Genomic DNA, 26,553 nt, shown 5'->3' with positions numbered 1-26,553 from the left:
ACATCCTCGGCGTCGTCCCTGCGCAAAGATTATTGCAGTCCGATATTTATTGAACGACAATGATTGCGCAATCAATCCATGGTAATCCTGTTCTCCGCCCTACTAGCCGCAAGCGCGCGGGTTCACTTTTTCAAGGTCTTCATGATTTCTCTACGTACCCTGGCAGGCATCGCATCGTTGACCGGACTGGCAGCCTGCTCCACCACGGACAGCCAGATCGGCATCGACAGCCCACCGGCAGGCCCCGCTCACTTCGAACGCTTCAGCTACGAGGGACGGTCGCAGGAAATTGCAACGCCCACCGCCACCCAATACCGCAACCCGATCCTGTCCGGCTACTACCCCGACCCTTCCGTGCTGCGCGTGGAGAATGACTATTACCTGATCAATTCGTCGTTCACCAACTTCCCCGGCCTGCCGCTATTCCATTCGCGCGACCTGAGCACCTGGACGCAAATCGCCAACGTGATTACCCGCCCTTCGCAGGCGAACTTCCAGGGCCTGGGCTCGTCGCGCGGTATCTACGCCCCTGATATCTCGCACCACAAGGGCGTCTTCTACGTAGTCACCACCTGCGTCGATTGCGGCGGCAATATGGTCATGACGGCGACCAGGCCGGAAGGCCCCTGGTCCGAGCCCGTCAAGCTGGCGTTCGGCGGGATCGATCCTTCGCTGTTCTGGGATACGGACGGCAAGGTCTACCTGGTCGGCAACGACGCGCCGGCCGAGAAGCCGCGCTACGATGGCCACCGCGCCATCTGGGTCCAGGAATTCGACCCGGCAGCGCTGGCGGTCAAGGGCGAGCGTACCTTGCTCGTCAACGGCGGCGTCGATATCGCGGCCGAGCCGAGCTGGATCGAAGGCCCCCATATCTTCCGCCGCGGCGCCTATTACTACCTGATCGCGGCCGAAGGCGGCACCGGCGACAACCACTCCCAGGTCGTGTTCCGCTCGACGAGCGTGCGCGGCCCGTTCACGCCCTACGCGCACAATCCGATCCTCAGCCAGCGCAAGCTCGATCCGGCGCGCCCGAACCCGGTCACCTCGGCCGGCCATGCCAAATTCGTCCAGACCCCGGATGGGCAATGGTGGGCAACCTTCCTGGCCACCCGCCCCTACCGGGACGGCATGTACAACATCGGCCGCGAGACCTTCCTGCTGCCGGTCAGCTGGAAGGATGACTGGCCGCTCGTGCTCGAAGACGGCAAGCCGATTCCCTTCATCGCCGCCCGGCCGGCGCTGCCTGCGCAGGCACGCCCGGCCCTGCCGCTCAACGGCGACTTCGACTACGCCGACGAATTCGACGGCGCGGCCTTGTCCGACGCCTGGATCGGCGTGCGCACGCCGGTGGCGCCCTTCCACCGGCTGGAAGCAGGCCGCCTGGTGCTCGAGCCGCGCGGCCGGCTCGGCGACCTGGCCGCCACGCCGGCCTTCCTTGCCCGCCGCCAGCAGCATCACGTGGCCACGGTCAGCACCAGCCTGCGCTTTCGTCCCGCCCGCGAAGGCGACCGCGCCGGACTGGTGGCCTACCAGAGCGATGCGTCGCACCTGTTCTTCGGGGTGACGCGGGTGGGCCGGCGCGACGTGCTCGCCCTGACAGTAAGAGACAAGGCAGACACCGACCGCGTGCTGGCCAGCGCGCCGGTGGATGGCGATGCGATCGACCTCGAGATCCGCATCGACGCCGGCCGCATGGACTTCTTCTACACCATCGGCGGCGTGCGCAGCGTGCTGCGCACCGGGGTCGACGCGACCTTCCTGTCGACCAGCAAGGCCGGCGGATTCACCGGCACGATCATTGGCCCCTACGTCTGGCGCGCCAGCGCCAGTGGCGCGAATCCGCCGTATTGACAGGGTCGCCGTCTCCTGGCCGGGATGCGAATCTCGGCCAAAGCAATTCCTAACATTCTTTGTTATGCGCTACCATTTTAAGTTAAGCAATGGTAGGCTTACCGGACAACGTGTCTGAAGCATAACAATACGATAGGAGGAGACTTGGAACACCATCCGCCAACAACCATGGCAGGCAGGCGCGCGCCCCGCGCCCGCAACGCCGCCCTGACTGTCGCCTGCCTGCTGAGCGCCACGTTCGCCGCGACGCTGGCGTCGGCGCCGGCTGCCGCGCAGCCGGCAACGCAAGCAGCGCAGTCGGAAGGCCGCCAGCGCATCAGCTTCAACGACGGCTGGCGCTTCACCCTTGGCGACCCGGGCGGCGACTCGACGCCCTACCTGTACGACGTGCGCCCCGAAGTCAAGAAGTCGGCCGACGGCAAGGACGCCGACGCCAGGCCCGACCAGGCGGTCCAGGTCGAGCGTAGCGGCGTGGCCCTGCTCAAACCATGGATACTCCCGAGCGGCAATGCCTTCATCAAGGATCCCGCGCGCCGCCATGCGCGGCCGGCGTCCGATCCAACCCTCGACGCGCCATTTGCGCGCCTGGGCTTCGACGACAGCGCCTGGACCCAGGTGCGCCTGCCGCACGACTGGGCGATCGCCGGTCCCTTCCTGGAAACCGGCCCATATGGCGGCATGGGCCGCCTCAAGACCTGGGGCCCGGCGTGGTACCGCAAGACGCTCGACCTCGCCGCGGCCGACCGCGGCAAGCAGATCTTCCTCGACATCGACGGCGCCATGGCCTATGCCAGTGTCTGGGTCAACGGCCGCCTGGCCGGTGGCTGGCCCTATGGCTACAACTCGTTCCGCATCGACCTCACCCCTTATGTGACGCCGGGCGCCAGCAACCAGGTGGCGATCCGCCTCGACAACACGGCCGAATCGGCGCGCTGGTATCCGGGCGCGGGCCTGTATCGCGACGTCTGGATCACCAAGACGGCGCCGCTGCACGTCGGCCAATGGGGCGTGCAGATCACGACGCCGCAGGTCTCGAAGGAATCGGCCCAGGTGGCCTGGCGCGTCACCCTCGACAACAAGGGCGCCGCGCCGGTCAAGGCCGATGTCGTCACCGAACTGCTCGTGCTCGACGCCCAGGGCAAGCCGACCGGCAAGCCGGTGGCAAGCGTCACGTCTGCCGCTTCGACCGTTGCGCCGGGCGCCAGCGCCAGCGTGGATGGCACCGCGACGCTGGCCAAGCCGCGCCTGTGGGGCCCGCTGCCGACCCAGCAGCCCAACCGCTACCTGGCCGTGACCACGGTGCGCCAGGATGGCCGGGTCGTTGACCGCGTCGAGACGCCCTTTGGCATTCGCACGCTGCGCTTCGATGGCAAGGAAGGCGTGTTCGTCAACGGCGAAAAGATCGTGCTGCGCGGCGTGAACAACCACCACGACCTCGGCGCGCTCGGCGCGGCATTCAATGTGCGCGCCGCCGAACGCCAGCTCGAATTGCTGCAGGAGATGGGCACCAACGCCCTGCGCATGGCCCACAATCCGCCCGACCCGCAACTCCTGGCCCTGACCGACCGCATGGGCATCCTGGTGGTGAACGAGGTGTTCGACTCCTGGCAGCGCAAGAAGACGCCGCTCGACTTCCACCTGATCTTCGACGACTGGCACGAGCAAGACCTGCGCTCGATGATCCGACGCGACCGCAACCATCCGTCGATCATCATGTGGAGCATCGGGAACGAGGTCGGCGAGCAGTACACCGAGCACGAAGGCGCCGCCCTCGCGCGCCGCCTGCACGGGATCTCGCGCGACGAAGACCCGACCCGCCCGACCACCCTGTCCATGAACTACGCCAAGCCGCACATGCCGCTGCCGGCCGAGGTGGACATCATCAGCCTGAACTACCAGGGCGAAGGCATCCGCCAGGATCCGGAGTTCGAGGGCACCGACCGCATCCGCACTCCGCCGCAGTATCCGGGCTTCCATAAGGCCTTCCCGGACAAGGTGATCCTCACCAGCGAATCGGCGTCGGCGTTCAGTAGCCGCGGCGTCTATTTCTTCCCCGTCCACCCCACCGACAGCTCGATCGTGCGCGACGGCCGTGGTGGCGACTCGAAGCTGCAGCAAGTGAGCTCCTACGAGCTGTATGCCGTCGATTTCGGCTCCTCGGCCGACAAGGTGTTCGCCTCGCTCGACCGCCATCCCTATGTGGCCGGCGAATTCGTCTGGACCGGTTTCGACTACCTGGGGGAACCGACGCCGTACTACGGTGCGCGCAGCTCCTATACCGGCATCCTCGACCTGGCCGGCTTCAAGAAAGACCGCTTCTGGCTGTACCAGTCGCGCTGGCGTCCGGACCTCAAGATGGCCCACATCCTGCCGCACTGGACCTGGCCGGAACGGGTCGGCCAGGTCACGCCGGTGCACGTGTTCACCTCGGGCGACGAGGCCGAGCTGTTCGTCAACGGCAAGTCGCAGGGCCGCAAGAAGAAGGCGTCGTTCACCTACCGCCTGCGCTGGGACGAGGTCAAATACGAGCCCGGCGAAGTGCGCGTGGTGAGCTACAAGGCCGGCAAGGAATGGGCCCGCGCCTCGGTGAAGACGGCGGGCGACGCGGCGTCGCTGCAGGCCAGCGCCGACCGTACGACGATCGCCGGCGATGGACGCGACCTGTCCTTCGTCACCGTGCGCATCGCCGACAAGGCCGGCGTCGACGTCCCGCGCAGCATGCAGCGCGTACGCTTCACGGTCGAGGGACCGGGCGAGCTGGTGGCCACCGACAACGGGGACCCGACCAGTTTCGAGCCGTTCCCGTCCGCCGAGCGCGCCGCCTTCAACGGGCTGGTCCTGGGCATCGTGCGCGCCAAGCCGGGCGCAAGCGGCCCGATCACGGTGAAGGTGGCGGCCGAGGGCCTGGCGCCGGCATCGGTGACGCTGCAGGCAACGCCGGCGGACAAGGCGATCCAGACCCACCAGCGGCCGTAATCGCCGGCCTGGCTTCAACTGCCCTTGGCGTCGATCGGCAGCGGCGCCTCGGGCGCCACCAGCCCTTGTTCGCGCAGCTCGTGCCAGAAGGCGGGCGGGATGGCGGCCTGCAGCGCCAGCTGATCTTCCGCCACCCGCTCTGGACGGCTCGCGCCCGGGATCACCGCCGCGACCGCCGGATTGGCCAGCGCGAACTGCAGCCCGGCCGCCTTGATCGGCGCCCCATGGCGCTCGGCCACCGCCTGGAGCCGCGCCACCCGGGCCAGGATCTCGGGCGAGGCCGGCTGGTATTCGAAATGCGTGCCGCCCACCAGCACGCCCGAACTGTACGGACCGCCGACCACGATTTCCACGCCGCGTTTCAGCGCCGCCGGCATCAGGCGCTGCAAGGCGCGTGCATGGTCCAGCAGCGTATAGCGTCCGGCCAACAGGAAGCCGTCCGGGCGTGCTTCCTCGAGATCGAGCGTCAGCTCGCACGGCTCGACCCGGTTCACGCCGAGGCCCCAGGCCTTGATCACCCCTTCGTCGCGCAGCCGGTCCAGGACCCGGAAGGCCCCGGTGCGGGCCTGCTCGAAGTGCGACAGCCAGGCGTCTCCGTAGAAATCCTGGGCGATGTCGTGGACCCATACAATCTCGATCCTGTCCGTGCACAGTCGCTTGAGGCTATCCTCGATCGAGCGCAGCGTAGCGTCGGCCGAGTAATCGTTGACGATGCGGTTCGGCCTTCCATGCTCGAACAGGCCGCCCTTGTCGCCCATCTCGCGCGCAGCCGGGTCCTCGACCTCGTCCAGGATCAGGCGCCCGACCTTGGTGCTCAGCACATACTCGTCGCGCGGGTATTTCGCCAGCAGCTCGCCCAGGCGGATCTCGGACAGGCCGGCCCCGTAGAACGGCGCGGTATCGAAATAGCGCGTTCCTTCGCGCCAGGCGGCGTCGATGGTGTCGGCCGCTTCCTGCTCGGGGATCTTGCGGAACATATTGCCAAGCGGCGCCGTGCCGAAACCGAGCGGGTTCGTTGGCAGCTTGTCTTTCAGGCTCATGATTGCTCCTCGTCGTGGTCGACGCTCCAGGAATCAGGCTGGGCGCATGGGAGCGCTGCAGGCGCCAGCGGGCTACCTCCGCATCATGGCAAGGTTGGCCCGCGGGGGCCAGTGAATGATTGTCAAATCGGATTGTCAAATCGGATTGTCAAATCGCTCAGGCCGCTGCGCGGCTCCGCTTCCGGAACTCGGCCGCCTTGTGCCTGTTGCCGCACAGCGCCATGCTGCACCAGCGGCGGCGATGCGATTTGGTGCGGTCATAGAACCACAGCACGCAATCGGGATGCTCGCACTGGCGCACGTACTCGAACTGCCCGGTGGCCAATAGCTCAGCCACCGACTCGGCCACCTGGCCCAGCGCCTGTTGCGGCGACGGCGCGGGAAGCCGGCGCGTGAGCAGGGGGCCGCCCTCGCCCCACTCCAGCACCGGCACCGACTGCAGCGTTGAGAGGTAGCGGTTGATCCGCTCCGGATCGCCCCGCTCCCCCTGCTTGCGCCGCTCGACCAGTTCGCGCGCGCTCGCCCTCAGCTCCCTGGCGTCGTGCAACAGGGCGTCCCTTCCCGCCTGGCCGCTCGGTCGGCCCGCGTCGATTCCGCAACGCGCCAGCCAATCCAGCACGTCTTCCCCGCTGCGCCAGAAATCGGTATGCAGCTCGCCACTTCCCGCTTCGGTATTGAGCAGGTCGAGCGCCAGATGATCGCCCACGAGCAGCGGTTCGGTCAGGATGGCTTCCAGTTTGTTGTCAGACATGGTCTTCCTTTCGCAGTAACCATCAACATTATACTTGAACGGTTACTGAAAGCGTGCCATACTGGACACATAACCTCTTACACATAGTTTTAGGGGTTACTACAAATTCACACCTCATACAGGGAGCGCATCATGAAAAGCATTCTGAAACCAATCCTCATGGCAGCCGCGATCGGCAGCGCCGGCGCCGTCCAGGCGGTTGAACAGGCGCCCGCCGTGCGCTACGACACCGTCCAGGTCAAGGACGTCGACGTGTTCTACCGCGAAGCCGGCCCGAAAGACGCGCCTGCCGTCCTGCTGCTGCACGGCTTCGGCGCCTCTTCCCACATGTTCCGCGACCTGATCCCGCAGCTGGCGACCGGTTACCGCGTGATCGCGCCCGACCTGCCGGGCTTCGGCCTCACACGCGCCGACAAGTCGTTCAAGTACACCTTCGACAACCTGGCCGACGTGATCGACGCCTTCACCACCGCCAAAGGCCTGCAGCGCTATGCGATCTATGTGTTCGACTATGGCGCACCGGTCGGCTGGCGCCTGGCGGTGCGCCATCCCGAGAAAATCACGGCGATCGTGAGCCAGAACGGCAATGCCTATGAAGAAGGCCTGAGCCCCGGCTGGGCGCCGATGCGGGCCGCCTGGGCCGATCCGACGCCGGCGAACCGCGAAGCGCTGCGCAAGTTCAATACGCTGGACATGCTCAAGTGGCAATACGTCGAGGGCGTCAAGGACACCTCCACGGTGGCGCCCGACGGTTACCTGCTGGCCCACGAGGCGATCGAGCGCATCGGCGTCGACCCGCAGATGGACCTGCTGGTGGACTACGGCCAGAACATCAAGCAATACGCCCAGCTGCACGCCTACTTCCGCCAGCACCAGCCGCCGCTGCTGGCCATCTGGGGCAAGAACGATCCCTTCTTCCTGCCGCCCGGCGCCGAGGCCTTCAAGCGCGACAATCCGAGGGCGGAAGTGCGCTTCCTGGACAGCGGTCACTTCGCGATCGAGACCCATGGGCCCGAGATCGCGCACGCGATGCGCACCTTCCTGGACCGCCACCTGGGCGCGCGCAAGTAAGCCTAAGCTCCCGGTTCGCCAAGATACTGGTGAATCTGGGCGACGACGGCCGCGCCTTCCCCCACCGCGGCCGCCACCCGCTTGGTCGAGCCGGCGCGCACGTCGCCGATCGCGAACACGCCGGGCATGCTGGTTTCGAGCATCTTGCGCGGTTTATCCGCAGCGGCGGTGACGTCGCTGCCGGTGCAAATAAAACCGTTGCGGTCCACCTCGATGTCGCTGTCGTGCAGCCAGCCGGTGTTCGGATCGGCGCCGATGAACAGGAAGACATGGCCGATGTCGTAGTCGGTCTCGAGTCCGGTGCGCAGGTCGCGCACCTGCACCCGCTCGAGGCCTTTGTCGGTATCGACCAGCCCCGCGATCTCTGCGCAGGTATGCAGCGAGATATTGGGCGTGGCGGCGATGCGCTCGATCAGGTAGTTCGACATGGTCGCCGCCAGGCCATCGCGCCGCACCAGCACGTGCACCCGCGCCGCATGCCCGGCCAGGAACACCGCCGCCTGGCCGGCCGAGTTGCCGCCGCCCACCAGGATCACCTCGTGTCCCTTGCACAGGCGCGTCTCGAGCGACGAGGCCCAGTAATACACGCCGCGTCCCTCGAGTCGCTTCAGGTTGGCCAGCGAGGGCCGCCGGTACCGGGCGCCGCAGGCCAGTACCACGGCGCGCGCGCGCACCGTGCCGAGGCCCGCGCACAAGGTCATGCGCAGCTGGCCCGAGTCTCGATCCGAATCGCGGTCGCGGTCGAGGCAGGTCGCCGACGCCGGAATCGCCACCTCGACGCCGAACTTCTCGGCCTGCACATAGGCGCGGCCGGTCAGGGCCCCACCCGAGATCCCCGTTGGAAAACCCAGATAGTTCTCGATGCGGGCGCTGGCCGCGGCCTGGCCGCCATACGAGAAGGTTTCGAGCACCACCACCGACAGGCCTTCCGACGCCGCATACACGGCGGTGGCCAGGCCCGCTGGTCCGCCGCCGACCACCGCCACGTCCCACACCTTGCCGGGATCGCATTCCTGCAGCAGGCCGATGCAGCGGCCCAGCTCGGCCAGCGAGGGATTCCGCTTGGGCTCCGTCCCCGGGCAGAACACCAGCGGCCAGTCGTCCGGCCCCGGCCGCAGCCCTTCGGCCAGCGCGGCGGCGGCCGGGTCGTGCTCAGGATCGTGCAGGCTGTAGGGATGGGCGTTGGACGACAGGAAGCGCTCGAGGTCGCGAATGCCCGGGTGGCCATGCGGCGCGACGATGACCGGCCCGCCCGAGTTCTTCTGCATCAGGATCACGCGGCGCAAGATCAGGGCGCGCACGATGCGCTCGCCCAGCTCGGCCTGCGCCACCAGCAGCATGCGCAGCGACTCGGACGTCAGCGCCAGCGTCTCCAGGTCGCCGACGGCCCAGCCGTCTTCCATCGCCGGGCGGCCGGCCAGTTGCCCCTCTTCACCGCTGAACTGGCCGGGGCCCAGCAGCGCCATCGCCTCGTTCACGCCGAGCCCATCGTGGCGCCGCAACAGCAACTGGCCGCGCAGGATGAACAGGATGGCGGGCCTGGCCTGGCCGGCCTCGAACACGGCCGCGCCGTCGCGGTAGCGCTGCGGCGCGCCGAACTGGCGCACATGCTGCAGGTCGTCCTCGTCCAGCACCGGATAGATCTGGTGACGCCGCTTTTCGAGGTTCGCGGTGGGCAGCGGCGCCAGGATGGGGGTGGCGTTCATGGCGAGGCCCCTGGCATGGAGCGGATAGGTCCGAACAGGTATTCGCGCTCGACATCGTTCGGCGCTGTACCCAGCGTGGCGTTATTGGATTTCATGACGATAAGAGACTCCGGAGTCACCATGCCAGTCCAGTAAGTTTGCGTCATTCCCTAGCCGGCCGTCGCCCCGCAGCCATCCAGCACCTTCAGCTGCTGTGCGCGCATGAAGCTGCAGCAGATCAGGATCTCGCGCATCAAATAGACGAAGGCGACGATCAGCGCCAGCATGCCGCCCACGAAGCACAGGGCGATGTACTGGTCGAGCGGCAGGTCGGTGGTGTCTCCCAGGAACAGCATCGCGATCACGACGCAGATCAGCAGCCCGCAAGCGGTGCTGGCGGTGATGCCGACGTTGATGAGACGGGCGCGGTAGTACAAGCTGAGCAGTTCTCCCACGCATTCGTTTTCGGGATTGCCCTTCAGGCGATCTTCCAGCACCCGGCTGCGGTCTATCAGGCGGCCCAGGCGATTGGTCAGCACGATCAGCATCGTGCCCACCCCGGCCAGCAGGAACACCGGCGCGATCGCCAGCTGGATGGCTTCACCGATATCGCTGAGCTGGAGGTTCATGGGCAAATGGGGCCGGCCTGGTGGACATAGGCCAAGTGTAGCAGCGCGGCATGCCTGGTCGCGCTTCACCTCTTCCTTATGGCGGAGCAGGCATGCCGGCCAATGTTATCGCAACTCCAGGAATGCCATTCAAGCACGACCGATGCCGATGCTGCCATTCGACGCCGCGCCCTAGGCCCACTGACCGAGTCGGGCCAGGTGCGGGCGCGCCGTACGACCCGCCGCGACGCGCATGCCATCGCCCAGCAGGCGGGCCGCCCAACCGAATACCGTATTCTGGCTCACCACGCCGCGCATCGCGCGCATGCGGTCCGTCTGTTCCTGCGGCGGCATGTCCAGCGCGCGGCCGATGGCGCGGGCGATGCCGGCGATATCGCGCGGCTCGACCAGCAGGGCTTGGTCCAGCTCCGCCGCGGCGCCGGCCTGGCGGCTGAGCACCAGCGCCCCGCGCAAGTCGTTGCGCGCCGCCACGAACTCCTTGGCGACCAGGTTCATCCCGTCGTGCAGGCTCGTGACCACGCACACGTCGCTGGCGCGGTAGCAGTCGGTGACGGTGGCCGCGTTGGCGCTGGCGGCGTGCAGCACCACCGGCTGCCAGGCGCCATGACCGAAGCGGGCATTGATCCTGTCGGTCAGCGCCTTCACCTGGCGTGAGATTTCCTGATAGGCCGGCAAGGCGCCGCGACATGGCGCGCCAATCTGCAGCAAGGTCACCTGGCCCAGCAGTTCCGGACGCTGTTCCAGCAGCAGCTCGAAGGCTTGCAAGCGCTCCGGAATGCCCTTGGTGTAATCCATGCGGTCGACGCCGACCAGCAGGCGCACTCCTGGCGCAATGCCGAAGCGGCGCCGGATCTCGTCGCCCAGGCCGGGCGCGGGCAGCTCCTGGCGGCCGGGCCAGGCGATCGAGATCGGATAGGCATCGACGTGGGCGGCGCCGGCGCCATGCGCGCAGGCGGCGCGCGCCAGTTTGAAGTTGTCGCGGTCGGCCGGGGTCTGCAGGCCGACCACGGTGCTGGCCAGCAGGCCTTCCATCACCTGCTCGCGCCATGGCAGGCGCGCCAGGCGCTGCGGCGCCGGGAACGGGATGTGCCAGAACAGCACGATGACGGCATCCGGCAGGCGCTCGCGCACCATCTGCGGCACCAGCGCCAGGTGGTAATCCTGGACCAGCACCACCGGACGCGCGGTCGCGGCTTCGGCCACCACGGCCTCGGCGAAGCGGCGGTTGACCCGCACATAATGCTCCCAGTCGGCGGCGCGGAACGTCGGTTCGACGTCGGTGCGGTGGCACAGCGGCCACAGGCCCTCGTTGGACAGGCCGTCGTAATAGCCGGCCACTTCGTCCTCGTCCAGCCACAGGCGGCGCAGGCGGTACGGTGCGTCGAGATGCTGCTTGCGCACGTGATCATGCTCGTCGCAGGTGGCGCGATCGGCATCGCCGCTGCCATGAGCGATCCAGCAACCGCCTTCCTTGGCCAGCACGGCTTCGAGCGCCGTGACCAGGCCCCCGGCGGGGCGCTGGGCCACGATGCCGGTGGGCGTATGGGAATGGATGCAGGGTGCGCGGTTCGAGACGACAATCAGGTCGTCGCCGCAGCCCAGCTGTTCGAGCAGGCGGGCCAGGTCGGTGCTGTCGCGCACGTCGGCGGGGGTGAGCAGGCTGCGCTCGTGGCGGCGGCGATCGGCGGGCAGCCCGTCTGGCAGCCTGTTTGGCAGATGAGTCGGTAGATGCGCTGGATTGCCGCGCACCCGCGTGGTGGGGTGGGTTTGGTATCTCGCTGTCATGCAAACAGCTTAATATGTTAACGTTCTTCCCTACCGTGCGCCAACGTACTCAAATTGATAATTTCTGAAACGACAACTATTAGAGTGCGATGTAATGGTCCAGCAGCAGCGCCGCGAACAGCAGCGCCAGATACATGATCGACCAGGCGAAGGATTTACGGGCGATCCGGTCGCTGTAGCGCTTATGCACCAGCCAGCCGTAGCGCAGGAAGACAGCGTTCAACGCACAGGCGGCCGCCAGGTACACCACCCCGCTCATGCCCACCGCCCACGGCAGCGCGGTGCCGGCTGCCAGCGCCAGGCTGTAGCGCCACACCTGCAGGCCGGTATGCGCCATGCCATGGGTGACGGGCAGCATCGGCAGGCCGGAACGTGCATAGTCGTCGCGGCGGTACATCGCCAGCGCCCAGAAGTGCGGCGGCGTCCACAAGAAAATGATCAGGACCAGCAGCCAGGCTTGCATCGGCACCGCATTGGCGACCGCGGCCCAGCCAAGCGCCGGCGGCATGGCGCCGGCGAAGCCGCCGATCACGATGTTCTGCGGGGTATTCGGCTTGAGCAGCAGCGTGTAGATGAAGGCATAGCCGACGAAGGTCGCCAGCGTCAGCCACATCGTCAGCGGATTGACCCGGGTGTACAGCAGCGCCGCGCCGGCGCCGCCCAGCACCAGCGAAAACACGACGGTTTGCAGCGGTCCCAGGCTGCCGCTGGCGGTCGCGCGGCGCGCGGTGCGCGCCATGCGGGCGTCGATCCGCGCTTCGAGCAGGCAATTGACTGCGAAAGCGGCGCCAGCCAGCAGCCAGATGCCGGCGCCGCTGTACAGCAGCACGCTCCAGCCGGGGAAGCCGTCGCTGGCCAGCAGGCTGCCGATGACGGCGCAGAACAGGGTCAGCATGGTGACGCGCGGCTTGGTCAGCGCCCAGTACTGCAAGCAGTAGCGGGCCAGGCCGGAAGCGGCGCCGTCGCCCGGCTCCACCGTTTCCAAATCTACAACTTTAACGTTCGACATGATCGCTCGACCGCAGTGCGAAGATGGCGGTCCTTACCCAAAACCCGACATCCTAGAGGAAATCGCGGTGCAGACATACGGGCAAAATGTCCCAGTTGCCGTATAAGCCATGGAATTTGGGCTGATTAACCCACTTCTTCAGGTGCGACCGCGGGCGTATGCACGGCGCCCCGCACACGGTTTACAGGCATTTGATGCATGAAAACCACATGCTGGACCATGCACAGCGCGACGTAGGCGAGCAGCTCGCACAATTCCTCGAAGGTCTGGGCGCTGGCAAGCACCCTATCGAGATGACAAGACATATGGCCTTCGGCGCAGGTCGACCCCATGGCGGCCGCCAGCAGGACCACCAAGATCACCCAGGGCATGCGCCGGGCGAACGCGGCCCGCAGCGGCCCGTCGATCCGGTAGTACACGGCGCTGAGCACAAGTAGCGCCAGCAACACGGCGGCGCCGGGCCTGGCCAGTGGCTGGAACCACAGCGCCACCGCCGCCGTCGTATCGGCGGCGGCGGAGTGGTCAGGCAGCCATGCCCTGCCCCAGCTGAGCTCGCGCCCCGCCAGCAACAGCCAGACCGGCGCGACCCACAGCGCGAGCATGGCGACGCGCGCCGGCCGGGTGCGCACATACATCAGCAGCGCCAGCACGCTGCCGGCGCACAGCACCAGTACCTGCAGGCTTTCCAGCAGGCCACCCTCGCGCGCCCAGGCCGCGGGCAACACCAGGCTGGCCGGATAGCAGGCGGCCAGCGCCGCCAGCAGCGCCCATTCGCCTTGCCCGCCCGGCAACCATGATGTACTTCGTCGCATATCCGCTCCATTCGCATGAGGCCGCGGTACTCCTTGTCGGAACACCTGTCGGCAATCACGCGATTGTACGAAGCGGCATCACGCGCACGATTGGTTTACAGCGAACTCCTACCGATGGTTGTTGTTTTCACGTCAACGATCGCACTGCGGGACCGCGATTTCAGTGGCCGGCGTGGGCCGGCTTGGCGGCGTTGTTCAGGGCTTTCACGGGCGCCTGGATCTCGACCTGCTCGCGCTTGCCGTCCTTGCCCTCGAAGACCAGGGTGAACGGCACGGTATCGCCCTCCTTCACCTGGGCTTTCAGGTTCATCATCATGATGTGGTAGCCGCCCGGCTTCAGCTCAACCGTTTTTCCGGCCGGCAGGTCGACCGACTGCACCTGGCGCATGCGCATGACGTCGCCCTGCATCGCCATCTCGTGCACTTCGACGGTCGGGGTCAGCGGCGAGCTGGCCGACACGAACTTGCTGTCCTTGGCGGCTTGCAATTGCATGAAGGCGCCGGTCGCCTTCTGTTGCGGAACGGTGGCGCGTACCCAGGCGTCCTTGACGCTGACGTTGGCCTGGGCCTGGGCGGAACCAGCGACGGCGGCCAGCATGGCGGCGGCGGCGACGGTGCGGATGAAATGGTTCATGGTGTTCTCCTTGATTTGAATTGGGATGACTCAAGCGGCATGCAGCAGCTTGCGCACGTCGGCAGCGTACTCGATCGCCGACTGGCTGTGCGAGAGTTTCAGGCGAAGCTTGCCCTTGGTGTCGAAGGCATAGGTGACCGAGGTATGGTCGATGGTGTAGGAATCGCCGGTCGGCACTTTCTGGTAGATGACCTTGAATTCCTTTGCGGTTTCGGCCAGGCGTTCCTGGTCACCGTACAGGGCGAGGAAAGTCGGATCGAAGGCGGCCGTATAGGCGTTCAGGACCTCGGGCGTGTCGCGCTCCGGGTCGACGCTGACGAACAGCACCTGCAGGCGGTCGCCGTCCGGTCCCAGCAGGGTCTTGACCTCGGCCGCACGCGCCAGCGCGGTCGGGCACACGTCCGGGCACTGGGTAAAGCCAAAAAACACCAGCACGACCTTGTCCTTGAAGTCGGCCAGCGTGCGTTCCTGGCCGCTTGGATCCTTGAGGCGGAAATCGCGGCCGAAGTCGGCGCCGGTAATGTCGGTGCCGTTGAAACTGACCGAACTGCCCACGCTGCAGCCGGCCAGCGCGCCTATCGCGAGGGCCATGCCGGACAGCACGAAGTCGCGCCGCGAGGCGATGCTTGAAACTCGTTGATTCATCTTGCTACTCCTGGATACTTCTCGATGAGCGCGCGATGTGCGGACGCGAGCCCCCATGGGCCACGCCGCGCTGCGCGCGTAAAGACTGCGCCGGCCCTGCGGCCGGTGAGACAAGGTCAGGAGTGCGCGGGCGGCCCGCGTGGCGGCAGCGGTGCGCCGACGGTGGCAGCGACGTGGAAGGCGGCGGGCACGTGCACCATTGGGGCCACCGGCTGCGGCGGCGGGACGCACGGCGCCACCGGCAGCGGCGGCACGGCGGCGGGCAGGCACAACGGGCAATCGAGGGTATGCCCCTTGGCGTGCACGGCGACGCCCCCGTGGTCGACGAGAACGACCTTGACGCCACCCTCGGAACAGACCAGCGCCATCGCAACCGGCTGCACCATGGGGGCGGCACTGGCGGCGCCCACGGTGAGGACGAACCAGGCCAGGACCAATCGGACCAGCGTCGACGATGTGCGCAAGATGTGCATGACCTTCGATTATTGGTGATGACCTTCACTTCCGTCAACGTTAAGCTGCATCCAAAAGCTCTTCCATTGTGTAGATCATGACGCATGCCCTTGACACGTATTGACGTGCCGGATATCTTAACGTTAAAAGTTGCCCTAGAGCAATTCACCCTTGGTTTCAAAGGGGGGAGGTATGAGAAACACGGCCGAAAGGCACGCGGAAAAAGCAAGACCTGCGTCGTGCGGATGGCGGCTGCCGCCGGTGCAGGATTCCCAATGAAAAATTGATAACCAAGGAGTATCAAATGAACCTACTGCCTCGCGGGCAGTCCTCAGGCCGCAACCGCATGCCCGGCCTGCCGCTCGCCCTCATGATGTTGCTTGCCGGTTGCGGCGGCAGCGGAGATGGGGAGTCGCCCATGTCTTCCATGCAAAGCGCCAGCAAGAGCCTGTTCCGTGCCTTTTCCGCCGCGGCCGAGCAGCCGGAAGCCCCCCTTACCCCGATCAAGGCGACCGCGACATCGCGCGAGCGCGGCGATCTCGACGCGCAATACGCCATCGACGGCGACCGCAACACGCGCTGGGGTAGCGAATTCACCGATCAACAGCATTTCACCCTCGAATTCGCCGAAAGCGCGGTGATCACGCGGGTGCGTATCGACTGGGAGAACGCGCACGCCCGCGACTACGAGCTGCAGGTGTCCGAGGACGGCGACAGCTGGACCACGATCAAGACCGTCAACAACAGCCAGGGCGGCGTCGAGGACCTGACCGGCCTGAATGGCGAAGGCAAGTACCTGCGAGTCAACGGCCTCAAACGCGCCGGGCAGTATGGTTACTCGATCCTGGAAATCCAGGCCTTCACCGGCACCCCGGCCGAGCCGGGCACGCCGCCGACCACGCCCGTCCCGGACATCCCGGTCGACCTGAGTAAACCTGGCGTCATCGTCAAGCCGGCCGGCGCGGTATCGTCGGAACCCGAAAACGGCGGCCTGTCGGCCAATATGGCGATCGACGGCAAGCTCAACACGCGCTGGGCCAGCAAGCCGAAGGAGGACAATGGCTGGATCCAGTTCGACTTCGCCTCGCCCACCCCGATCGGCTACATGAAGCTGCACTGGGAAAACTCGTATGCCAAGGAATACACGCTGTCGACCTCGAACGACGGCAAGACCTGGACCGAGCTGCGCGTCGTCAGCGACGGCAGGGGCAAGGAAGAAGAGTTCTTCAACCTGAACGCGGTCGCCAAGCATGTGCGCCTGCAGGGCGTCCGGCGCGCGAGCGACTACGGCTACTCGCTGTGGGAAGTCGAGTTCAAGACCCCGGGCAGCGACAATACCGTGCCCGAGGCGCCGACCTCGGCGGTGGCCTTCCCGGCCAATGGCAATGGCTGGACCCCGCTGCCGGGCTCGAACGAAGCGCTCGAATCGCTGCAGTTCACCCTCGCCGACGGCACCCTGGTCACGCGCTTCGGTGCGCGCGGCAAGGCGCGCCATGGCCGCGAGCGCGGCGAGGAATGGAACGAGATCGGTTCGCCGTATCCGAACCAGACCGTCGATCCGGCCACCGGCCAGGCGGTCGACAAGGGACCGGGCAATCACCTGACCTTCGTGCCGCTGTATTACAAGAACCGCACCTGGGGTGTCGAGATCATCGACCGCAGCCGCGTGCCGAACAACACCAAGCCGGTGCTGACCGTCAACCAGTACACCACGGTGCCCTTCCTGAGCGGCGGCGTGGCGTTCTTCCGTGGCTTCGACCAGCCAAACTCCACCGGCTATGGCTGGATGGCGCCGGGCCAACTGGTCAACGACCAGATCAAGGTCTGCCCGACCACGCCTTATCCGCGCAATAACACCTTGTTCAACCCGAACCTGGCCAACGGCGACTGCACCCTGCAGCTGTGGGACTATCCGGGCCACACCGCCCTGAATTCGGATGGCTTCCCGAACGGCACCCACGTTCCCGCACGGCGTCTCGTGGCGGGCGACGTGGTCGAGGTCTCGCCGTCGTACTTCACCACCCAGGCCGCGCTGACGGCCCTCGGCGACACCGGCAACATCCGCTACTATTCGACCGAGTGGACGTATGTGGTCGGCGAAGGCCTGCGGCCGTGGTATGGCGTGCAGCCGCGCCTGATGAACGCGCCGCTGCCGTTCGAAACCCTGTCCGGCGGCATCGGCTCGGTCTCGTACAACTACAGCGACAACGGCAAGTTCATGTTCCAGCAGCCGTACAACAACGTCGGCATGCAGAACATGCAGCGCTTCGTCGAAGGCCGCCGCCTGCTGCATACCAGCTTCAGCACGGGCGCGCATAACGAGCCGGACAATGAGAAGTACCAGGCGGTGGTCGGACTGCAAGGCCAGACCTTCGGCCAGGAAACCTGCGTGGCCTGCCATGCGAACAATGGCCGCAGCCCGGCCCCGATCGACAAGCGTCGCCTCGACACGATGAGCGTGCGGGTCGCAACCATCGGCGCCGACGGCGCCCAGCTGCCGCATCCGGTGTATGGCGCGACGGTGCAGATGAACGCCCTGTCCAGCGCCGGCACTCCGCAGAACTGGGGCACCGGCGTGCGGGTCGACGGCTTCGAGACCAAAACGGTCGCACTGGCCGACGGCACGGTCGTCACCCTGAGCAAACCGAAGCTCAAGTTCGACGGTCCGACCCCAAGCGTGGTGTCGCTGCGCTCGGCCCAGCCGATGATCGGCGTCGGCCTGCTCGAAGCCGTGCCTGAAGCCGACATCCTGGCCCGCGTGCGCACCACGCCGGACCAGGATGGCGTCAAGGGCACCGCCAACTTCGTGTTCAACCCCGAAACCGGCGCGGTCCAGCTGGGCCGCTTCGGCTGGAAGGCATCGAAGGCGACGCTGCGTCATCAGACTGCCAGCGCGCTGCTGCAGGACATGTCGGTGACCTCCCCGGTCTACCCGAGCCTGAGCTGCGACAGCAACCCGGCCGGCTGCGCCACGGCGCCGAAACAGCGCGGCATCTCGGAGACCGACCTGACCAAGATCTCGCACTACCTGGCCCTGCTCGCGGTGCCGGCGCAGCGCAGCCTGGCCAGCGGCTTCCCGAAAGGCGTCGCGCCGATCAAGGAACTGGACGTCGACACCGTCAAGGTGGCGGCCGGCTCCAAGCTGTTCGAAGCGATGCGCTGCGTGGCCTGCCACACGCCGTCGATGAAGACCGGCTCGAACCACCTGTTCGCCGAACTGCGCGACCAGACCATCCGTCCGTACTCCGACCTGCTGCTGCACGATATGGGTCCGGAACTGGCCGACGGCTACACCGAAGGCCAGGCCGGCGGCGGCATGTGGCGCACCCCGACGCTGTGGGGTCTCGGCCTCTCGGAAGCGGTCATGGACAAGGAAGGCAAGGTCGGCTACCTGCATGACGGCCGCGCCCGCAACCTGACCGAAGCGATCATGTGGCACGGCGGCGAAGCGGCCGCCGCCCGCAACCGCTTCGCGAAGCTGAACAAGGCCCAGCGTGACGAGTTGATGGCGTTCCTGCGCTCGCTGTAAGCGTAGTGCAGACAACTTAGGTGGCGCCGGGAGCGATCCCGGCGCCATTTTTCGTTTCCACGCCAGGCTTGACGTGATATATGGAACGTATACAATCAATATACAGATCATATACGGAGTAGAGCCATGGGCATTGTCAACATCGAAGACGACCTGCACGACCAGGTCCGCCTCGCCACCAAGGTCTCGTGCCGCTCGATCAACGCGCAGGCCGCGTTCTGGATCAAGATCGGCATGCTGTGCGAGACCAACCCCACCCTCAGCTTCAACGAGATCGTGCAGCGCGAACTGGCCGCCGCCGGCGTGTCGGCGCCACCCCTCACCCTGAGCGCGGCATGACCAAGCAACCGCATGAGCTGGCGCTGATGGCCGAATCCGGGCGCCTCTTGGCCTCCGTGTTCGGGATGCTCGACCAATTGCCCCTGGCCGGCATGACGACCCTCGAGGTGGACACGCTCGTCGAACGCTTCATCGTCGACGGGCTCGGGGCACGGCCGGCCAGCAAGGGCCAGTACGACTACGGTTTCGTGCTCAACTCCTCCATCAACCACGTGGTGTGCCACGGCGTGCCGTCGACGACCGACATCCTGAAGGACGGCGACATCGTGAACTTCGACATCACACTCGAAAAGAACGGCTATATCGCCGACTCCAGCAAGACCTATCTGGTCGGCGACGTCGACCTGGCCGCGCGCCGGCTGGTGCAAACCACCTACGAGGCGATGTGGAAAGGCATCCGCGCGGTGCGGCCCGGCGCCACCCTGGGCGACGTCGGCCATGCGATCGAGCGCCACGCCAAGAGGAATGGCTGTTCGGTGGTGCGCGAATACTGCGGCCATGGCATCGGCCGCGAGATGCACGAGGAACCGCAGGTGCTGCACTTTGGCACGAAGGGCACGGGACTCAGGCTGCGCGAGGGCATGGTATTTACCATCGAACCCATGCTCAACCGGGGTGGGCGCAGCGTGCGCACCGAGGACGATGGCTGGACCGTCGTGACGCGCGACGGGTCCTTGTCGGCGCAGTTCGAGCACACGATCGCCGTCACGGCCAGCGGTGTGGCGGTGCTGACCCTGCGCCCCGAAGAACGCGCAATGGTCGCCGCCTAAAACACCAGCATGCGCCAGCCCGGCGCGCTACCCTGCTCGACGAAGGACACCATGCCTTCGACACCGGCGCAGTGCGGCGCGAGCATGGCGCGGTCGGCGCCGCTGGCGTGCAGCGCCTGGGTGCAGGCGCGGATCTCCACGCCCAGATCGACGCTCGCCTCCAGGTGACGTGAGATCGGCCATTGCTCGGCGCCGAAGCCGGTAAGGCGCGCCGCATTCTCAGCCAGCAGCCATTGCACCGACTGGCTCGAGAACAGCATCTTGACCCGCATATCGAGCGCCGCTGCGGCTTGCGCGGTCATGAAGGGCGTGGCGAGCAATTCGGGCCGCGACAGGTCGCAGGACCAGACCAGGATGGCCAGCCCGCGCTCCTGCGTGCTCACGGCTTGATCCAGTCGTCGGTCGGCTCGAGCCGCATGCGGCGCTCGGCCTGTTCGGCAAGCAGGGCGCCATGCGCCAGCCGGGCCCGGTCGCCCTCCCAGTCGCTGGCCTGGATCACACAGATCCAGCCCTTGCCATACGGGTCCTGGTTGATGAGTTCGGGCTTGTCTTCGAGCAGCTCGTTGATCTCGACCACGGTGCCGGAGACCGGCGTCTTGATCGTCACCACCGTCTTGCTCAGCTCGACCACACCCATGGTCTTGCCCTGCTCAAGCTCGTTGCCGACCGACTTCGGCCGGCACATATAGAAATAATTACCGCTGATCTTGACGCCGAAGGCGCTGACGCCGACCTGCATGCGGCCGTCGCCCAGGTCGCGGCACCACATATCGTTCTCCAGATCGAAATAGCAGTCGTCCGGATAATCGAAGCCGAGGATGATCATGGTAGCCAGGGGAAGTAAGTCATGGCGGAAGGATGCGGGAGTCGAACCCACCCGGCGACGCATGGCGCCACCAACTGGGTTTGAAGCCCAGCCGCCCCACCAGGGACGATTTCCTTCCGAAGAGCTCGCATTTTACCGCGTGCGGGCAATTCAATCCAGTGCCGGGCTCGAGCGACGCTCGAGGATCTGCAGTTTGCCGAGCACGCTCGCCACCTTGGTGGTGATGACGTCGATCGCCGGGCCATTCGCGCCGTGCGGCAGGATCATGTCGGCGCTGCGCCTGGTCGGTTCGATGAATTGCTTGTGCATCGGACGCACCGTGTCCATGTACTGGCCGACGATGCTGTCCAGCGAACGGCCGCGTTCGGCGACGTCGCGCTGCAAGCGGCGGATGAAGCGCACGTCGGGCGCGGTATCGACGAAGATCTTCAGCGACATCATGTCGCGCAGGTCGGCATCGTACAGGGCGAACAGGCCCTCGATCACGATCACCGGCGCCGGCTTGACGGGAATGGTCTGGTCGGTACGGTTGGATACCGTGAAATCGTAGATCGGCATTGCGATCGATTCGCCGTTGCGCAAGGCGCGCACGTGCTCGACGAGCAGCGGCCAGTCGAAGGCGTGCGGGTGATCGTAGTTCTGTTCGCGCCGCTCTTCCATGGTGAGATGGGTCTGGTCGCGATAGTAGTCGTCCTGCATGACGACGGAGACGAGATCGCTGCCGAACGACGACAGTACTTGCTGCGTCACCGTCGATTTGCCACTGCCGCTGCCGCCGGCGACGCCAATGACGAAGGGTACAAAGGGTTGCGAAGGATTCTGATTCATCCCGCCATGATACCGGAGCGGCGTGGGTTTCGACAGGGGCGACGGGCTCCACGCATCGGTCTGTCATTACATCGTCATGCACATCGCTTACCTTGGCGAAGTTGCAAACAATATCGGCACAACAACATAACGCGGCAATTGTTGTTACCCAATCGCAAACACCTATTCCCGGATAGATCTCATGACTTCACGCCGCACATTCCTGAGCAGCAGTGCCCGCGCCGGCATCGCCGCCGCCACCTACGCCGCCTTCCCGCCCGCCATCCAGCGCGCGCTCGCCATCCCCGCCAACAATGCCACCGGCACCATCCGCGACGTCGAGCACGTGGTGATCCTGATGCAGGAGAACCGCGCCTTCGACCATTATTTCGGCACGCTGGCCGGCGTACGCGGCTTCGGCGACCGCTTCCCGATCCCCCTGCCCGAAGGCCGCAACGTGTGGCAGCAGCGCATGGGCAACGGCAACCTGATGATGCCGTTCCACCTCGACGGCAGCAAGGGCAATGCCCAGCGCGCCAACGGCACGCCGCACGACTGGCTCGACAGCCAGCTGGCCTGGGACAACGGCCGCATGGACCAGTGGCCGCGCTACAAGAACCCGATTTCGATGGGCTACTTCAAGGAAAGCGAGATCCCCTTCTCCTTCGCGCTGGCCAATGCCTTCACCTTGTGCGATGCCTACCACTGCTCCATGCACACCGGGACCGACGCCAACCGCTCCTTCTTCCTGACCGGCACCAACGGCGCCGTGCCGACCGGCACCGCCTTCGTCACCAATGAGTGGGATGCCATCGATGGCGTCGCCGCCGGCGTCAACACCGGCTACACCTGGACAACCTATGCCGAACGCCTCGAAGCGGCCGGCGTCAGCTGGATCAGCTACCAGAACATGCCCGACGAGTGGGGCGACAATATGCTGGGCGCCTTCCGCCAGTTCAAACGCGCCAATATCGCCTCGGGCTATCCGGTGTCCAGCGGCGGCGCACCTGGCCAGCCCTATACCAATACCGGCCAGTCGCTGCCTTATAAAGCCTATGACGCGGCGACCGACAACGCCAACAATCCGCTCTACAAGGGCATCGCCAACACCCTGCCCGGCACCCGGCCCGAGCAGTACCTGGACGCCTTCAAGCGCGACATCCGCGAGGGCAAGCTGCCGGCGGTATCGTGGATGAACGCGCCGTCGATCTACTGCGAGCATCCCGGCCCATCGAGCCCGGTGCAGGGTTCCTGGTTCCTGCAAGAGGTGCTGGACGCCCTCACCGCCAACCCCGAGGTCTGGAGCAAGACGGTCCTGATCGTCAATTTCGACGAGAACGACGGCTACTTCGACCACGTGCCCTCCCCCTCGGCGCCCTCGCCCGACGGCAAGGGCGGCTACGCCGGCAAGACCACCCTGGCGGCCAGCGACCTGACGCACGAGTACTACACGCATTCGCGCCCTCCCGGCAGCACCAGGCAGCCGGCGCCGGACGGCCGGGTGTACGGCCCCGGCCCGCGCGTGCCGATGTATGTGATCTCGCCCTGGAGCCGTGGCGGCTGGGTCAACTCGCAGGTGTTCGACCACACCTCGGTGCTGCGCTTCCTGGAAGCGCGCTTCGGCGTGAAGGAGCCGAATATCAGCCCGTTCCGCCGCGCGGTGTGCGGCGACCTGACCAGTGCCTTCAACTTCGTGTCGCCCAACGATGAAGCCCTGCCGGTGCTCACGGGCCGCAAGAGCAAGGGCGAGGCCGACGCCCTGCGCGCCGCGCAGCAGCGCCTGCCGCAGGTGCCAGCGCCGGCCACGCCGCAGATGCCGGCGCAGGCTGCAGGCACCCGGCCGTCGCGCGCGCTGCCGTATGAACTTGCGACCACCTGCGAAATCCAGCCCGGCGCCACGATGGCCGCGGCGCGGGTGGCGCTGACCTTTATCAACAGCGGCCGCCAGGGCGCCGTGTTCCACGTCTACGACCGCAAGAACCTGGCCGCCATCCCGCGCCGCTTCACCGTCGAAGCGGGCAAGTCGCTGGCAGACGCCTGGACGCCGGCGGTCGGCGGCGCCTACGACTTGTGGGTGCTGGGGCCGAACGGCTATCACCGGCATTACACCGGCAGCGCGCTGCGCGCCGTGGCGGCGGGCCAGCCGCGTCCCGATGTCCAGGTGCGCTGCGACGCCGCGACCGGCGAACTGGTGCTGCGCCTGGTGAACACCGGCGCGGCGCCGTGCACCTTCGTCCTGGGCGCCAACGCGTATGCGCAGCTACGGCAACAGCACACGCTGGCGCCGCGCACCGAACTGACCGTGCGCATTCCCGTGGCGGGCAACGATTACTGGTACGACTTCAGCGCCACGGTATCCGGCCAACCCGACTACCTGCGCCGCTTCGCCGGGCGCGTCGAGACCGGCCGCCACACGGTCAGCGACCCGGCGCTGGGCCGCGCCTGAACACACTATTGAAAGGAATTCCCATGCAATCGATCATTCGCAACTTCGCGGCCGCCGCCGCCATCGCGCTGTGCGCCCCCTTTGCCTCGGCCGCCGTGCTGAACTTCGACGACATCGTCGGCCCCGACGGCTTCGCCGCCGTGCCCGGCAACTACGGTGGCCTGGACTGGTCTGCATCCGGCCTGAACGTATTCACCGCACAGGGCGGGCCCTTCACGCCGCACTCCGGGCTGGGCCAGGTGACGACCGACTGGATCGACGGTGGGCCAATCGCGAGCACCATCCGCTTCCTGGCGCCGACGGTGTTCAACGGCGCGTGGTTCTCGGGGTATGAGGACAGCAGCGTGCGCTTCGACCTCTACTTCGCCGGTCAACTGGTCGCCAGCTCCGCGGCGCTGCAACTGACGACCGCGTCGGCCTTCCTGGACGCCGGCTGGGATGGCGCGATCGATTCGGTGGTCGTGCGCACCGGCGCCCAGGGCTCCTACGCGATGGACGACTTCACCTTCGTGGATGCCGCGCAGGTGCCGGAACCGGGCATGCCGGCCCTGCTGCTTGCCGGCGTAGGCGGCCTGCTAGTCCTTCGGCGGAAACAGCAGGGTCCCCGGCCGTAACAGGTGCACGTCGCCGACCCGGCGCAAGAAACCGATCCGGTCGAAGAACTCCAGGATCTGGATCGCGCGCTTGCGGCCCAGGCCCGTCTCGTCGCGGAAACGCGCCGCCGTGACCTGGCCCTGGGCATCCTCGTGCGCCAGGCGGCGCACCAGGTCGGCGGCCTCCTGCATCACGGCCGGGTGGTAGAACAGGTCTTTCACGATCTGATAGACGTCGCCGCCGCGCGCCATGCGGCCCAGCACCTGGCGCACCTGCACTTCGGGCAGGCGCGCGGTCTGGGCGATGTCGCGCACCCACGGCGGATCGAAGCGGCCGTCCAGCAGTTTCGGCAGCGCGTGTTCGGCCACCACCTGCTCGGCCGCACGCAAGGCCACGCCGTGCTCCGGCAGGTGCAGGAAGCCGTTGCGGCGATTGATGCCGCCGGCCGCGATCATGTGTTCGGTCAGCTGCAGCCACAGCGCCTCCGGCATGCGCGGCGCGGCCAGTCGGCGCGCGCGCAGCAGGTCGGGGCCGATCTCGTCCGGGTATTTCGCATGGAAGTCGCCCAGCACGCGCAGCAGTCCGGCCTCGTTTTCCTGCAGCCGCGCGCGTGAAACAATCCATTCGCCGCCGGCGCCGACCACGATATCTGGCACGCTCGCCAGGTCGAATGGCCACGCCGCCAGCCCGGAGCTACGAAGCCAGGTCGCGCCGTTGACGCCATACGGCGCCTGGACCAGCGCACCGAGCAGGCGGGTCATTGGATCGTCGGCGCGCTGGGTCTCAAGGTAAGCAAGGCGTTCCGGCGTCTGGCGGTAGCGCACCGGCCCCAAGGGATCCAGCACCGAGCCACCGGCCACGGTGCGGATCGCCGAGGCGTCGCGCAAAATAAAACGGTCGCCGTGCCAGACGTTGGCCGGCTTGTGCAGCACCAGCTGCGCCGGCGCCGCGGCGCCCGGCGCGATCGATGGCTGGCCCAATACGGCCACGGTGGCCAGGCAATCCTGGGTCGCGGCGTGCAGGTGCACCAGGGTGCCCGAGCGCAGCGCGCGTTCTTCGGTGGCCGCTACCTGCAGCCAGACGTCGATGCGCCCGGTCGTGAGCGCGATCGCCGGATCGCACAGCACCTGGCCGCGCAGCTCGTCGCTGCGCTCCAGGCCGGCCAGGCCGACGGCACAACGCTGGCCGGCCTGGGCCTCTTGCGCGGCGCGGCTATGCACCTGCAGGCTGCGCACCCGGTATTCCTTGTCCGGTGCGGCGGCCAGCGACAGGCCGTCGCCGACGGCGACCTTGCCTGCCGAGACGCTGCCGGCGACCACGGTGCCCACGCCGTCCAGCGTAAACGCGCGGTCCAGGCCCATGCGAAAGCCCGCGCCAGGCACGCCATCGCCAGATGCCGCGTGCAGCGCCTCCACCAGCAGTGCGCGCAAGGCATCGATGCCGTCGCCGCGGATGCTCGACACCTGCAGCACCGGATAATCTTCGAGGCCGGCGCTGACCAGCAAGCTGGCGACCGCCGCCTCGATCTCGCGCAGGCGCTCGGCGTCGACGCGGTCGATCTTGGTGATCACGGCAGCGCCGCGCCGCACGCCGAGCAGGGAGAGGATGGTCGCATGCTCGATCGTCTGCGGCATCGGGCCGTCGTCGGCCGCGATCAGCAGCAAGCCGAAATCGATGCCGCTGGCGCCGGCCACCATGGTGCGCACCAGTTTTTCGTGGCCCGGCACGTCGACGAAGCCGATGCGGCCGCCATCCTCGAGCGGCATCCAGGCATAGCCCAGCTCGATCGTGATGCCACGCTTTTTTTCTTCCGGCAGGCGGTCGGCGTCAATGCCGGTCAGTGCGCGCACCAGGGCCGTCTTGCCGTGGTCAATATGTCCGGCGGTGCCGACGATCATGCG

22 protein-coding genes and 1 tRNA gene are annotated in these 26,553 nt (G+C 66.7%); 8 read left to right on the top strand and 15 right to left on the bottom strand.

The window, feature by feature from the left end:
- The first annotated feature begins 141 nt into the window (after positions 1-141).
- Both AC3A6F_RS11290 and galB read left to right on the top strand, forming a co-directional pair.
- Entirely contained in the window at positions 142-1,851 is a 1,710-nt protein-coding gene (locus AC3A6F_RS11290) for a glycoside hydrolase family 43 protein (RefSeq protein ID WP_487680696.1), read from the top strand.
- A 168-nt stretch (positions 1,852-2,019) separates the two neighbouring features.
- Positions 2,020-4,827: a beta-galactosidase GalB gene (gene galB / locus AC3A6F_RS11285; protein ID WP_487680694.1), complete on the top strand. Its 2,808-nt coding sequence runs from the start codon at positions 2,020-2,022 to the stop codon at positions 4,825-4,827.
- A gap of 14 nt (positions 4,828-4,841) precedes the next feature.
- Here the strand turns inward: galB and AC3A6F_RS11280 are convergent, their stop codons facing one another.
- Positions 4,842-5,867 (bottom strand): aldo/keto reductase, encoded by a 1,026-nt coding sequence (locus AC3A6F_RS11280; protein WP_487680692.1) that lies wholly within the window; start codon positions 5,865-5,867, stop codon positions 4,842-4,844.
- Between the two features lie 157 nt (positions 5,868-6,024).
- Positions 6,025-6,618, bottom strand: coding sequence for a CGNR zinc finger domain-containing protein (locus AC3A6F_RS11275; protein WP_487680690.1), 594 nt, complete (start codon positions 6,616-6,618; stop codon positions 6,025-6,027).
- Between the two features lie 132 nt (positions 6,619-6,750).
- On the opposite strand from AC3A6F_RS11275, the gene AC3A6F_RS11270 reads away from it, so the two are divergent.
- Entirely contained in the window at positions 6,751-7,689 is a 939-nt protein-coding gene (locus tag AC3A6F_RS11270) for an alpha/beta fold hydrolase (RefSeq protein WP_487680688.1), read from the top strand.
- A gap of 2 nt (positions 7,690-7,691) precedes the next feature.
- Here the strand turns inward: AC3A6F_RS11270 and AC3A6F_RS11265 are convergent, their stop codons facing one another.
- The 8 genes from AC3A6F_RS11265 to AC3A6F_RS11230 all read right to left on the bottom strand — a co-directional run bounded on the left by AC3A6F_RS11265 (position 7,692) and on the right by AC3A6F_RS11230 (position 15,361).
- Entirely contained in the window at positions 7,692-9,395 is a 1,704-nt protein-coding gene (locus tag AC3A6F_RS11265) for an FAD-dependent oxidoreductase (RefSeq protein ID WP_487680686.1), read from the bottom strand.
- 149 nt (positions 9,396-9,544) lie between these two features.
- A complete protein-coding gene (locus tag AC3A6F_RS11260) occupies positions 9,545-10,003 on the bottom strand; it encodes a DUF2721 domain-containing protein (protein WP_487680684.1) in 459 nt (152 codons plus the stop codon).
- Positions 10,004-10,174: 171 nt separating this feature from the next.
- Entirely contained in the window at positions 10,175-11,788 is a 1,614-nt protein-coding gene (locus AC3A6F_RS11255; protein ID WP_487680682.1) for an alpha,alpha-trehalose-phosphate synthase (UDP-forming), read from the bottom strand.
- Between the two features lie 79 nt (positions 11,789-11,867).
- Entirely contained in the window at positions 11,868-12,797 is a 930-nt protein-coding gene (gene cyoE, locus AC3A6F_RS11250) for a heme o synthase (protein ID WP_487680680.1), read from the bottom strand.
- Between the two features lie 125 nt (positions 12,798-12,922).
- Entirely contained in the window at positions 12,923-13,609 is a 687-nt protein-coding gene (locus tag AC3A6F_RS11245; RefSeq protein ID WP_487680678.1) for a hypothetical protein, read from the bottom strand.
- 160 nt (positions 13,610-13,769) lie between these two features.
- Complete coding sequence (locus AC3A6F_RS11240) at positions 13,770-14,243, bottom strand: copper chaperone PCu(A)C (RefSeq protein WP_487680676.1); 474 nt, start codon at positions 14,241-14,243, stop codon at positions 13,770-13,772.
- Positions 14,244-14,273: 30 nt separating this feature from the next.
- Positions 14,274-14,888 carry an SCO family protein gene (locus AC3A6F_RS11235; protein WP_487680674.1) on the bottom strand — a complete coding sequence of 205 codons (615 nt, stop codon included), beginning with the start codon at positions 14,886-14,888 and terminating at the stop codon, positions 14,274-14,276.
- A gap of 116 nt (positions 14,889-15,004) precedes the next feature.
- Positions 15,005-15,361, bottom strand: a complete 357-nt coding sequence (locus AC3A6F_RS11230; protein ID WP_487680672.1) for a DUF2946 domain-containing protein — start codon at positions 15,359-15,361, stop codon at positions 15,005-15,007.
- Positions 15,362-15,645: 284 nt separating this feature from the next.
- Here AC3A6F_RS11230 and AC3A6F_RS11225 point away from each other — a divergent pair, with 284 nt between their 5' ends.
- The 3 genes from AC3A6F_RS11225 to map all read left to right on the top strand — a co-directional run bounded on the left by AC3A6F_RS11225 (position 15,646) and on the right by map (position 19,979).
- Positions 15,646-18,870, top strand: coding sequence for a di-heme oxidoredictase family protein (locus tag AC3A6F_RS11225; RefSeq protein ID WP_487680670.1), 3,225 nt, complete (start codon positions 15,646-15,648; stop codon positions 18,868-18,870).
- A gap of 126 nt (positions 18,871-18,996) precedes the next feature.
- Positions 18,997-19,209 (top strand): ParD-like family protein, encoded by a 213-nt coding sequence (locus tag AC3A6F_RS11220; RefSeq protein ID WP_123068662.1) that lies wholly within the window; start codon positions 18,997-18,999, stop codon positions 19,207-19,209.
- Entirely contained in the window at positions 19,206-19,979 is a 774-nt protein-coding gene (map, locus tag AC3A6F_RS11215; protein ID WP_487680668.1) for a type I methionyl aminopeptidase, read from the top strand. Before AC3A6F_RS11220 ends, map begins: the two co-directional genes overlap by 4 nt.
- Here map and AC3A6F_RS11210 read toward each other — a convergent pair.
- From AC3A6F_RS11210 to udk, 4 genes are all read right to left on the bottom strand, one after another.
- Positions 19,976-20,362, bottom strand: a complete 387-nt coding sequence (locus AC3A6F_RS11210; RefSeq protein WP_487680666.1) for a DsrE family protein — start codon at positions 20,360-20,362, stop codon at positions 19,976-19,978. The two genes, map and AC3A6F_RS11210, sit on opposite strands and share 4 nt — an antisense overlap.
- Positions 20,359-20,805: a glycine cleavage system protein H gene (locus AC3A6F_RS11205; RefSeq protein ID WP_487680664.1), complete on the bottom strand. Its 447-nt coding sequence runs from the start codon at positions 20,803-20,805 to the stop codon at positions 20,359-20,361. Before AC3A6F_RS11205 ends, AC3A6F_RS11210 begins: the two co-directional genes overlap by 4 nt.
- Before the next feature lie 22 nt (positions 20,806-20,827).
- Positions 20,828-20,923, bottom strand: a tRNA-Sec gene (locus tag AC3A6F_RS11200).
- A 32-nt stretch (positions 20,924-20,955) separates the two neighbouring features.
- A complete protein-coding gene (gene udk, locus AC3A6F_RS11195; RefSeq protein ID WP_487680662.1) occupies positions 20,956-21,633 on the bottom strand; it encodes a uridine kinase in 678 nt (225 codons plus the stop codon).
- A 181-nt stretch (positions 21,634-21,814) separates the two neighbouring features.
- On the opposite strand from udk, the gene AC3A6F_RS11190 reads away from it, so the two are divergent.
- Both AC3A6F_RS11190 and AC3A6F_RS11185 read left to right on the top strand, forming a co-directional pair.
- Complete coding sequence (locus AC3A6F_RS11190; protein WP_487680660.1) at positions 21,815-24,058, top strand: phosphocholine-specific phospholipase C; 2,244 nt, start codon at positions 21,815-21,817, stop codon at positions 24,056-24,058.
- Positions 24,059-24,081: 23 nt separating this feature from the next.
- The gene (locus AC3A6F_RS11185) at positions 24,082-24,672 is read left to right on the top strand and encodes a PEP-CTERM sorting domain-containing protein (protein WP_487680658.1); all 591 of its coding nucleotides are present in this window, start codon (positions 24,082-24,084) and stop codon (positions 24,670-24,672) included.
- Here AC3A6F_RS11185 and selB read toward each other — a convergent pair.
- Positions 24,634-26,550 carry a selenocysteine-specific translation elongation factor gene (gene selB, locus AC3A6F_RS11180; RefSeq protein ID WP_487680656.1) on the bottom strand — a complete coding sequence of 639 codons (1,917 nt, stop codon included), beginning with the start codon at positions 26,548-26,550 and terminating at the stop codon, positions 24,634-24,636. The genes AC3A6F_RS11185 and selB overlap by 39 nt on opposite strands.
- Between the last annotated feature and the right edge of the window lie 3 nt (positions 26,551-26,553).

The organism is Massilia sp. Soil_C_3 (genome assembly GCF_057657035.1).
The sequence above is the reverse complement of the archived record's forward strand: the minus strand, read 5'-3'. Positions and strand labels throughout refer to the sequence as shown.